At 65.8% G+C, this 348-nt stretch carries 1 protein-coding gene; it reads right to left on the reverse strand.

Annotated features, from left to right (window positions below):
• A partial coding sequence (locus AAC083_RS06825; RefSeq protein WP_258224622.1) for a methyl-accepting chemotaxis protein occupies nt 1–348 on the reverse strand: 348 nt, incomplete at both ends.

Raw genomic sequence — 348 nt, forward strand, 5'->3', positions numbered from 1 at the left:
TCGCCAGGTGGCGCACCTCGTCGGCCACCACGGCGAAGCCGCGTCCCTGTTCTCCGGCGCGGGCTGCCTCGATGGCGGCATTGAGCGCCAGCAGGTTGGTCTGTTCCGAGATGGCGCTGATGACGGTGGTCACCTCGCTTATCTGCATCACCCCCTCCTTGAGCTGATTGACCTGCAGTGTGGCCTGCTCCACCTCGGTGGCCAGTGCCTGAATACCATGCACGCTGGCATGCACGTCCCGGTTGCCGAGCCCGGCCTCGCTGGTGGCATCCTGGGTATCGCGGGCAGTATTTTCCGCGTGGCCCGCCACATCCGAGATGGTCGCGCTCATCTCGTTCATGGCGGTGG

It is taken from the genome of Aeromonas sp. HMWF014 (assembly GCF_963878295.1).
Taxonomy (GTDB): Bacteria; Pseudomonadota; Gammaproteobacteria; order Enterobacterales; family Aeromonadaceae; genus Aeromonas; species Aeromonas popoffii.